The sequence below is a fragment of the Mesorhizobium sp. M7A.F.Ca.US.005.03.2.1 genome, from assembly GCF_003997795.1.
Taxonomy (GTDB): Bacteria; Pseudomonadota; Alphaproteobacteria; order Rhizobiales; family Rhizobiaceae; genus Mesorhizobium; species Mesorhizobium ciceri.
Map to the genome: position 1 here is coordinate 1 of NZ_RZRP01000068.1, position 9,936 is coordinate 9,936.

General features: G+C 62.7%; 9 protein-coding genes. 3 read left to right on the plus strand and 6 right to left on the minus strand.

All coding sequences use genetic code 11. The features are described 5' to 3' along the window. The 6 genes from EN991_RS06255 to EN991_RS06285 form a co-directional block, all read right to left on the minus strand. Window positions 1-832: ABC transporter permease (locus EN991_RS06255; protein WP_164768882.1), on the minus strand; the 832-nt coding region annotated here is incomplete at its 3' end. Further along, complete coding sequence (locus tag EN991_RS06260) at window positions 825-2,381, minus strand: sugar ABC transporter ATP-binding protein (protein WP_127368380.1); 1,557 nt, start codon at window positions 2,379-2,381, stop codon at window positions 825-827. The genes EN991_RS06255 and EN991_RS06260, both read right to left, overlap by 8 nt. Next, window positions 2,378-3,022 carry a DUF2291 family protein gene (locus EN991_RS06265; protein ID WP_127368381.1) on the minus strand — a complete coding sequence of 215 codons (645 nt, stop codon included), beginning with the start codon at window positions 3,020-3,022 and terminating at the stop codon, window positions 2,378-2,380. Before EN991_RS06265 ends, EN991_RS06260 begins: the two co-directional genes overlap by 4 nt. 93 nt (window positions 3,023-3,115) lie before the next feature. Next, on the minus strand, window positions 3,116-4,057 hold the full coding sequence (locus EN991_RS06270) for a D-ribose ABC transporter substrate-binding protein (protein WP_127368382.1): 942 nt from the start codon (window positions 4,055-4,057) through the stop codon (window positions 3,116-3,118). Between the two features lie 329 nt (window positions 4,058-4,386). Next, window positions 4,387-5,214 carry a phosphogluconate dehydrogenase C-terminal domain-containing protein gene (locus tag EN991_RS06275; protein WP_063167523.1) on the minus strand — a complete coding sequence of 276 codons (828 nt, stop codon included), beginning with the start codon at window positions 5,212-5,214 and terminating at the stop codon, window positions 4,387-4,389. A gap of 296 nt (window positions 5,215-5,510) precedes the next feature. Then, a complete protein-coding gene (locus EN991_RS06285; protein ID WP_127368383.1) occupies window positions 5,511-6,185 on the minus strand; it encodes a GntR family transcriptional regulator in 675 nt (224 codons plus the stop codon). 226 nt (window positions 6,186-6,411) lie between these two features. Here EN991_RS06285 and EN991_RS06290 point away from each other — a divergent pair, with 226 nt between their 5' ends. The 3 genes from EN991_RS06290 to EN991_RS40745 form a co-directional block, all read left to right on the plus strand. After that, window positions 6,412-7,539 carry a sugar ABC transporter substrate-binding protein gene (locus EN991_RS06290; protein ID WP_013533052.1) on the plus strand — a complete coding sequence of 376 codons (1,128 nt, stop codon included), beginning with the start codon at window positions 6,412-6,414 and terminating at the stop codon, window positions 7,537-7,539. A gap of 79 nt (window positions 7,540-7,618) precedes the next feature. Then, complete coding sequence (locus EN991_RS06295) at window positions 7,619-9,151, plus strand: sugar ABC transporter ATP-binding protein (protein WP_013533051.1); 1,533 nt, start codon at window positions 7,619-7,621, stop codon at window positions 9,149-9,151. Further along, on the plus strand, window positions 9,148-9,936 hold a 789-nt coding region (locus EN991_RS40745; RefSeq protein ID WP_245460907.1), incomplete at its 3' end, for an ABC transporter permease. The genes EN991_RS06295 and EN991_RS40745, both read left to right, overlap by 4 nt.

Below are 9,936 nucleotides of genomic sequence, written 5' to 3' on the forward strand. Positions count from 1 at the left end.
CCGCAATGGCGTTGAGCTCGAAGCTTTCGCCCGTCGCCGGATGCGAGGCCATCAGCTCGGACGAGATGATCAGGCCGACGATCGCCGCGCAGAAACCGGAGAACATATAGACGAACATCTTGACCATGTTGACCCGGACGCCCGAAATCCGCGACGCCCGTTCATTGCCGCCGACGGCGAAGATATGGCGACCGAGTGGCGTGTACTTGGCGAGATAGGCGGCTCCCAGTGCAACGACGATGAGGATCCAGATCGCCACCGGCAGGCCAAGCAGCCGACCGGCCCCGAGGAAGCCGAAGCCGGTGGTGCCAAGCTCCGGCTTGCCGACGAGGTTGGGAAAGGTGCGGCCATCCGACGACAGCAGCGCCAGGCCGCGCGCGACATAGAGCACGCCGAGCGTGGCGATGAACGGCGCGACGTTTAGCCTGGTGATCAGCAAGCCGTTGACGGCGCCGATCAATATGCCGACGGCAAGCGTGATCAGCGCGATCTCAAAGACGTTGAAATAGATGGTGTAGCCGATCTGCAGGTCGATGCCGTTGAGCACGAGATACCCGGCCACCATACCGCACAGGCCGACGATCGAACCGACCGAAAGGTCGATGCCGCCGGTGATGATGACGAAGGTCATGCCCATCGCCAGGAACGCATTCAGCGCCACGTGCTTCGACATCAGGATCAGATTGGCGGTCGACAGGAAATTCGGCGCCGCGATCGAGAAGAAGATCAGCACGGCGATCAGCGCAATGAAGGTCCTGAGCTTCATAACTGTCAGCAGCACCGAGCCGCTGGAAGCGGAGGGAGCGGCCGCTTTGGCTGGGATGTCAGTCATGGGCGGTGCTCTCCGTATGTGGGGCTGGTCCGTGGCCAAGCGCCGATGCGGAGACAAGGGCTGCCTCCGTCGCCTCGGAGCGATCGAACATGCCCGTCAGTTTTCCGTTGCTCATCACCGCAATGCGGTCTGACAGCGCCATCACCTCATCGAGATCCGAGGTGGCGAAGAGAATGCCCAATCCATCGCGCGACAGTTTGCGCATCGTGCGGAAGACGTCGGCCTTGGCGCCGACATCGATGCCTCGGCTGGGCTCGTCCATCAACAGCACCTTGGGTTCGGTGAGCAGCGCCTTGCCGATCACCACCTTCTGCTGGTTGCCGCCCGACAGCGACGACACCTCTTGCGCCGGGTCGGCGACCCTGATCGCCAACTCCCGCACCACCTGCGTCACCGCCTGCCTTTCGTCGGCACCACGGATGTGGAACAGGCGGGCAAAGCGCGACAGGCTGGCCAGCGTCAAATTGCTGGCGACCGAAAGGATCGAGACAAGCCCTTCGCGCTGGCGATCCTCGGGGATCAGCGCCAGCCCGCGCCGGATGCGCCGCGTCGTATCGCGCTCCTTGACCTTTCTACCGCCAATGAAGATGTCGCCGGTCGAATGGCCGTGGCGGCCCATGATACAGTCGAACAGTTCGCTGCGCCCGGCGCCCATCAAGCCGTATATGCCGAGGATCTCGCCGGCACGCAGCGACAACGAGACATGGTCGACGGCAAGTCCGCCGGTGGCACGAGGCAGGCAGATCTCCTCGGCACGAAAAATCTCTTCGCCCGGAAGATGGCCGTCGGCCTTGGCGAAGTCCTTGGCGTCGGAGCCGATCATCTGGCGAACGATCCACTGCGTGTCGACGTTCTTCATCTCTTCCTGGCCGGTGATGCGGCCGTCACGCAGCACGGTGATGTAGTCGCCGATGCGGATCAGCTCTTCGAGCCGGTGCGAAATGTAGACGATGGCCACGCCGCGCGCCTTGAGGTCGGCGATCACCTTGAACAGGATCTCGACTTCCGCAGCACTCAGCGCCGAGGTCGGTTCGTCCATGATCAGGATGCGCGCGTCGAGCGAAACCGCCTTGGCGATCTCGACCAGTTGCTGCTGGCCGATACGCAGATCCTCGACCAGCATGTCGGGCCGGATGCCGGCCTGCAGGCGTTCCAGAAATTCCGCAGCGCGGTTTTCCTGTTGCGCGTGGTCGATTTTGCCGAAGCGGTTGGTGATTTCCCGGGTGGCGAAAATATTCTCGGCGACGCTCATATTGCCGAACAGGTTCAGCTCCTGGAACACCATGCCGATGCCACGGTTCACCGCGTCACCGGATGACGAGAAGGAAACCTCTTCGCCTTCCAGCAGGATGCGGCCGGCGGTCGGCCGTTCGACACCGGCGATGATCTTCATCAGCGTCGACTTGCCGGCGCCGTTTTCGCCGACCAGCACGTTGACCGCGCCCTTGCGCACCTCGAAATTGGCGCGCTTGACCGCAACGGTGCCGGAATAGACCTTGGAGACGTCCTCGAGCTTCAGAATGATTTCGCGCTCCGCGATCGCGCTCATGGCTTCGGCCCGATCTCTGCCTCCGCCGGCGTCACCAGCGGCAGGTCCTGGCCGCTCCCCAGCGTATAGGCGCCGAGCACCTTGGCACTGCGGCCTTCCAGCGCCTCGCGCGGCAGCTCGGAAAGCACCGTCTTGTCGGCATAAGCGTTGAAAGCCTTGCCGAACTGGGCGAAGTCGATCTGGTTGGTGAAGTCGTTGAACTGGATGAAGTCCAGGCTGTCGCGCAGCGCGGTACCGCGCACCGCCGGTCCGATCTGCACCCGTGCATCGGCTTTGCCGTCGCCGTCGACATCGACGTCGACCGTTGCCGCACGCGACTGTGTGTTGGCCGCGATAATCTTGCCTTCCAGCCGAACCGCGAAAGTCCAAGGCGAATTCGCCTGCTTGTTCGCATTGCCGTATTTGGCGCCGGCAGCCGCTGGGTCGGTTGTCGCCAGGGTGTGAACCTGCGCAAACGCTCCGGCTTTCTGCTGGAGATAGGGCACGACCTTTGCCGCCCATATCTCTTCGACCATCTGGTCTGGATTGAAGGTGGCAGCGTTGTTGCCGTCGTCCGATTTCGTCGGCAGGATCTTGCAGCCGGTCAGGCTGATGCCGACCATCACGGTAAGGATCGGCCAGTTCGGCTTGGTGTTCAGCATGGCGGCCTGTCGTTCAGCATCGTGGGCGGCCCACGGAAAATGGCGGCGAGGGGCGATCCTGGGTTCGCCCCTCGCTATTCAAATCACGCTGGCTCAGTTCGTCAGCGCGAAGGTCTCCAGCTTGGCGGCATTGTCGCCATTGACCAGAACGCAGTCCATCAATTGCTTTTCCTTGGCCGGCGACTTCTTGTTCTTGATGAAGTCGTTGGCCTGCTCGACCGCCATCTGCGCCTGCGCGAAGGCGGGCTGCAGCACCGTTGCCTTGATGCCGCCCGAGGTGATGGAGTCGCGAACATCGTTCGATCCGTCGAAGCCGACGACGATGACATCCTTGCGGTTCGCCGCGGCAAGTGCCGCATAGGCGCCCATCGCCATCGTATCGTTGCCGGAGATCACGCCCTTGATGTTGGGGTTGGCCTGCAGGATCGATTCCATCTTGGAATAGGCTTCCGTCTGGCTCCAGTTGGCCGACTGCTGGGCGACCATCTTCAGGTCCGGATAGTCGTCGATGACGTCGTGATAGCCCTTGGAACGAATGCCGGCATTGGTGTCGGATTCCTTGCCGACCAGCTCGACGAAATTGCCCTTCTCACCCATCAGCTTGACGAATTCCTGCGCGCCGAGCTGGGCGCCCTGGTAGTTGTTGGAGACGATCTGCGCGACGGCAACGCCGGTGGCGTTGATCTCGCGGTCGATCAGGAAGGACGGAATGCCTGCGTCCTTGGCTTTCTGTACCGCGGCGACGGTGGCGTCGGCGCCGGCATTGTCGAGGATGATCGCCTTGGCGCCGCGGCCGATCGCGGTGTCGATCAGCTCGGACTGCTTGTTGGCGTCGTCGTCATGGACCAGCACCAGCGCCTCGTAGCCGAGTTCCTTGGCCTTGGCTTCGGCGCCGACGGCTTCCGCCTTGAAGAACGGATTGTCGTGCGAGGGCGTGATGATGGCGATGAGATCCGCCGCGTAGGCGGGCACGGTCGTGCCAAGCGCCAGCATGCCGGCGAAAGCCGCAAGCGTCATTCTTCGTGTAAGTTTCATGAAGTCCTCCCGTTTGAAAAATTGCCTTGGTTACCCAAAGCATCTGTCGGCATCCGAATTCGTCAGGCGGCGCGGGCGGCGGATCGCTTTTGGGCTAAAGAGCCGTTTGCCGGCTTCCCCTCCACGGATCGTTGCTCCCCAGCCATCCTCCACTCGCCCAGGCATCGTACTCCTGCGAAAACCCTGTCAATCCGAGCCATGAACAGCTAAGCCAACTGGTATGATGAGTCAACCACGAATTCAGGTGATATGTACCTGATGAGCTACGATGCCGAGCGTCGGCAGCGGTACGGCGACGCGTCACGGCGCTGCGGCAGCGCCTCTCCTCTTCAGGTGATACGCTGAATGCTGGCGGCGATCTCTTCCGGCTCGAACACGCGCTTCCAGTCGTCCCGCATCAGCACCGGCTTGCCGAACTCGATCGCCTTGTTGCAGGCATCCGAGAAAACGCCCTTGGTCTCGCCGAAAATGACGGCGCCCAGCACGTTCATATGGCCGAGCAGGAAGTCGAGCGCCGCCTGCTGGTCGACGCCGCGTGCCACGACCTCGTCGACGGCTTCCTTCATGACCACCAGCAACGAGGCGCACACCGTCTCCGAAAGCCCGGGTTCCAGCAGCGCCATCTGTTCGACGCTGACGCGGTGCGAACGCATGACCGGCGCCCAGATGATCTTCGCGATCGCCTCGCCCTTGGCGTAATCCTCTTCCGGCCCCTGCATCAAGGCGCTGACCATATGCTGCTTGGCCTTGACGCCGCCGAAATAGTCCTTCTTTGCCGCCATATCTGTTTCGTCGTTGAAGATCGGCGGATGGCAGGGGTGGGTGACGAAATAGGTGAGGTCCGGTCGATTCGGCAGGTGGCCGGCGAAGGGTGCCGCCGCGTCGAGCACCACCACCATGGTGCCCGGCGCCAGCTTGCTCTCGATGCTGGTCGCCACCTTGCCGATATGCGTGTCGGGAACGGCCAGGATCACCACATCGGCGCCCTTGAGCGCTTCGTCGGCGCTGACAGTATCGAAACCCAGCCCGGTCTTCAGCCGTTCGCGGCCGGCATCGCTGACCTCGACATGGCGTATTGTGTAGGGCGACCCGCGAAAATTGGTCGACAGGCGGTAGCCCATTTTCCCACCGGCACCGAACAGCGCAATCGTTGTCATTTGGTCACTACTCCTGATCTCAGCGGACGGTATCGCCCGTCGTCAACTGATCAACTGGTATAATCACGCTACCAGATTTTGGCAATCCGATAATGACAATGAGGATGCGGGTCATGTGCTTCGCCGCGTCATCGGCTGCCGCCCTCAAGCACGAGAACCATGGATGACGCGCTCGGGATATGACCTCTAGATCACCAGAAGAAGCCCGCGCTTGCCCGCTGAGTGCGCATGAGCGCTGCTCTGCCATCCCCAGAAATAGGAGGCATGTGATAAGCGGTCGGAGGTCGGGCCGGGCGCTACTTCAAAAGATCGACCAGCATGTCGAAAGCCGCATCGATATCGCCGCGAACTGCCGCCTGAACTGCCTGCTCGTTTCGGTCGCGCAGGGCCGCAAACATCTGTTGATGGTATGTGTTCGCGGTCGAGTAGGATCCATGCAGCATATTGAAATAGGGGCTGATCTGCAGCCACAGATCCTTGATGATCTTGAGCAGGGTTTCGGATCCCGCTGCTCGGTAGATTGCGAAGTGGAAGGTATAATTCGCCCTGAGATAGGCCTTTACGTCGTCCGCGCCATTCGCTCGTTCCAGTGAGTCCAGATCGCGCGCGAAAATCGCAAGGTCCGCCTCGCTGCGGTTCTGTGAGGCCCAGCCGGCGGCGATGGCCTCTATCTCAAAACGTACATTGCGCAAATCGGTGAGCCGCTCGCGGCTGAGCGCCGGAATACCAATGGAGCGCCCGGATACTACCGTCAGCGCGTTGGCTGCCGTCAGGCGCCGCAGCGCTTCCCTGACCGGCATCGGACTGACGCCAAAGGCGTCGGCGAGGCTCTGAACCGTGACCATCTCGCCCGGCACGATGCTGCCGTCGAGGATCAACTCGGTGACCTGATTGTAGACCCGGTCCTGCAGAGTTTCCTTGGACAGTGGAATGATCTCGACACCAGGCTTCCTGAACGCCGATCCAGCCATCTCCTGTCAACCTTCCCGCCTGAGGGCGACACCTGCTTGTGTGGTCGTGTCGGAATGCAAGGTTCGTGGTGCCACGTCAAGCGGCTGACACGGCCGGTTTTGATATAAACGATTTCATCATTGATATTTGATCAAATCATGATACGGTCGCTGGCATCGAATGACAAGGGTTTACGTTTTGTGCCCTTGGGAGGCATTCGGTCGTTCTGTTTGGGAGGAGTTCCACATGGGTATCGGATCGAAAGTCCGGCGGCTCGCGCTGCTGGCCGGCATGGCTGCGTGCGCCTTCGGCCTGTCCGCCGCGCAGGCCGCCGAGAAGCACAAGATCTTTCTCAGCATGAGCTACATCGGCAATGATTGGCAGGCGGAGGCGGCCAACATGGTCAAGGCCATGGCCGCTCATAAGAGCCTGGCCGACAAGGTCGACCTGCAGGTCCAGGTCGCTGGCCCCAACGCGCAACGCCAGATTCAGCAGATCAACGCAATGGTGCAAAGCGGCGCCGAAGCCATCGTCGTGTATCCGATCTCGCCGACCGCGCTCAACCAGGTCGTCAAGAATGCCTGCGACAAGGGCGTGAAGGTCTTTGCGTACGACGCCGAGATCACCGAGCCTTGCGCCTACAACGTCCACATAGACCAGCTGGAAGCGGGCAGGGTGACCGCCGAATGGCTGGTCAAGAAGCTCAACGGCAAGGGCAACATCATCGCCATCACGGGCGTCCCGGGAACATCCGTTGACGATCAGCGGACAAAGGCCGCCAAGGAAGTCTTCGCCAAGTATCCTGATATCAAGATCGTCGGCGAGGCTGTCGGCATGTGGAGCCAGGCGGTCGCCCGCACCGAACTTTCGAAAATCCTGGCCACCCGCAATTGGGACGACATCAACGGACTGTGGATGCAGGTCGGCTGCTTCACCGCCAACTCGATGCAGCTCGAGGCTGGCAAGAAGACCAGCGAACTCCTGCCTTGCGCCGGCGAAGGTTCCAATGGCGGCCGCATCCAGATGCTGCCGGAGGGCACCGAAGTCGAAGGTGCCGCTCCTCCTTATGCACCGGCGGGCGCACAACGCATTTCCTATGCCTCGCCGCCTTATTCGGGTGCGCTGGCGCTGAAGCTTGCCGTCGAGGCGATCGAAGGCAAGGACGTGCCCAAGACCACCATCCTGCCGCTGCCGGTCGTTACCAATGAGACGATCAAGCTGTGCGACGAAGGCACATGGGCGGAGATGAAGGCCGGCTGCAACGCCTTCAAGCCGTCGCTGGTCTCCAATCCGGGCTGGTTTGCCTCGATCTTCTCGGACCAGACACCCGAGGTCGGCCTTAATGCTGCCCTCGTCGGACAACCGGAGAACTAAGCCTCCCAAGGCCCGTGTGACGATGCACGGACAACTGTCCGTGCGTCGTCAATCCATGCCAAGCCGGCGATCGAGGACAATGACAGAACACTCCGAGCTCCCCGCCATCGAGATCGACGGCATCAGCAAGGCGTTCGGCCCGACCGTCGCGCTGGACGGCGTGTCGTTTGCGATCGCGCCCGGCAGTGTCCATGCCCTGCTCGGTGAAAACGGAGCCGGCAAGTCGACACTGGTGAAGCTGCTGTCCGGGCTGGTCCGGCCGAGCCAAGGCCATGTCCGTGTCTTCGGCAAGGAGATCGCTTACGGCGCACCGCGCGCAGCACATGCGCTCGGCATGCAGACAGCATTCCAGGAGATGACCCTGGTGCGCGATCTCTCCGTGCTCGACAACATGCTGCTGCCTTACGCCCCCGTCGGCATCTCCGGCCTGATCCGCCGCGGTGCCGCCCGCAAGGCCGTCCGCCGCCATATCGAAGATCTCGGTTTTTCCGTCGATCTCGATGCCGAGGTGAGCGAGCTCGAGCTTTCGGTGCGCCAGAAGATCGAGATCGCGCGCGCCGTCTACCGCAAGCCGCGCATCCTTTTGCTCGACGAACCGACCTCGACGCTCGCCGGACGCGACGTCGACTGGCTGGGCGACATCATCGCCAGGCTGAAGGCGGCAGGCACCACTATCGTCTTCATCACCCACCGCATGCGCGAGGTCCGCGCTTTGTGCGACACGCTGACGATCCTGAGAAACGGCCGCCACATCGTCACCGCGCCGGTCGCCGATGTCTCGGATGCCGACGTCATCGAAAAGATCATCGGCCGCAGCATCGAGCAGACCTTTCCGCCCAAGCCGGACAGCGCCCAGGCCTTCGGTCCGCCGGTTCTGGGCGTGCGCGACCTCAAGGTCGGGCGCAAGCTCGACGGCGCCGGCTTCGATCTGCGCAAGGGCGAAATCCTCGGCGTCGCCGGGTTGCAAGGCATGGGCCAGCAGGACCTGTTCCTGGCCTGCTTTGGCATGGCCGAGATCGAGCGCGGCCACATCCTCGTCGACGGCCGCAAGGTCTGGCTCGGTTCGCCGGCCGATGCCTTGCGCCCCAACATGGCCATCGGCCTGGTGCCGGAAGACCGCAAATCCGAAGGCCTGTTCCTGAAATTGTCGGGCAGCCAGAACGCCACGCTGCCGGTGATATCGCGCTTCACACGGCTAGGCCTTGTCGACGCGCAAGCCGAGACCCGCTCCGTCGAGGCGGCATTCGCCACTGTCGAGGTCGACCGCCGAGCGCTGTGGACGCGGGCCGGTGCGTTTTCCGGCGGCAACCAGCAGAAGATAGCCATCGCCAAGTGGCTGGTGGCGCAGAGCCGCATCCTGCTGTTGTTCGATCCCACCCGAGGCATCGACGTCGGCACCAAGCACGAGCTTTATGTGATGATGCGAAACTACGTGGCTTCGGGCGGTTCGATCCTGCTGCACTCGACGGAGATCCCCGAACTCGTTCACCAATGCGACAGGGTGCTGGTCCTCTATGACGGGCGCATCGCCGCCGAACTCGAAGGCGACGCTATCACCGAACCGGCCATCATGCGCCCGGCGCTCGGCCATGCCGGGGAAGCCGCCGCATGAGCAGCGCAGCAGCCTCATCCCCTGTTCCCGGCGGCTTCGGACTGCGCCGTGCGCTGATGCGCAATCGCGGCGCGCTGATCGCCGCGGCCGTCCTGGCGATCCTGCTCTTCGTCGTCGACTGGATCAGCGCCGGGCCGCTGACCTATTTCGATGTGTCGTTCCTGTCGAGCGGCGGCGCCACCTCGGCGCTCGCGGCGATCGGCCAGACGATCGTGATCCTGTCGGGCGGCTTCGACCTGTCCGCCGGCGCGGTGATATCGCTCGTCAATGCCGTGCTGGCATCGAGCATGGATCCGATGGCGCCGGGCGCAAGCATCCTCCTGTGGACGGCCGTCGGCATCGGCGTCGGCATGGCGGTGGGCGCCTTCAACGGCTTCTTCATCGCGGTGCTGCGCATGCAGCCGATCGTGGTGACGCTGTCGACCATGTTCATCCTGCAAGGCGTCACGCTGCTGGTGATGGACAAGCCCGGCGGCTTCGTGTCGACCGATCTCGGCACCTTCTATCTCGGCGACGCGATCGCCGGCTGGCTGCCGATGCCGCTGGTGGTGATCGGTGTCGTCCTGCTCGCCTGGTTCTGGCTGAAGGGAACCCGCTTCGGCACAGCACTCTACGCGGTTGGCAGCGATCCGGAGTCGGCCGCTTCCGTCGGCATCAATGTCGTTCTGGTGCGCTTTGCCGTCTATGTTATCGCCGGCGGCTGCTATGGCCTTGCCGGCGTGTTCATCAGCGCCCAGACCGGCAGCGGCGATCCGCTGGTCGGCAATCCGCTGCTCTTGTCGATG

What these genes read in the sequence shown, in the direction of transcription:
- EN991_RS06260 (WP_127368380.1), bottom strand. Translation starts at nt 2,381, where the DNA reads ATGAGCGCGATCGCGGAGCGCGAAATCATTCTGAAGCTCGAGGACGTC.
- EN991_RS06275 (WP_063167523.1), bottom strand. Translation starts at nt 5,214, where the DNA reads ATGACAACGATTGCGCTGTTCGGTGCCGGTGGGAAAATGGGCTACCGC.
- EN991_RS06290 (WP_013533052.1), top strand. Translation starts at nt 6,412, where the DNA reads ATGGGTATCGGATCGAAAGTCCGGCGGCTCGCGCTGCTGGCCGGCATG.
- EN991_RS06265 (WP_127368381.1), bottom strand. Translation starts at nt 3,022, where the DNA reads ATGCTGAACACCAAGCCGAACTGGCCGATCCTTACCGTGATGGTCGGC.
- EN991_RS06270 (WP_127368382.1), bottom strand. Translation starts at nt 4,057, where the DNA reads ATGAAACTTACACGAAGAATGACGCTTGCGGCTTTCGCCGGCATGCTG.
- EN991_RS06295 (WP_013533051.1), top strand. Translation starts at nt 7,619, where the DNA reads ATGACAGAACACTCCGAGCTCCCCGCCATCGAGATCGACGGCATCAGC.
- EN991_RS06285 (WP_127368383.1), bottom strand. Translation starts at nt 6,185, where the DNA reads ATGGCTGGATCGGCGTTCAGGAAGCCTGGTGTCGAGATCATTCCACTG.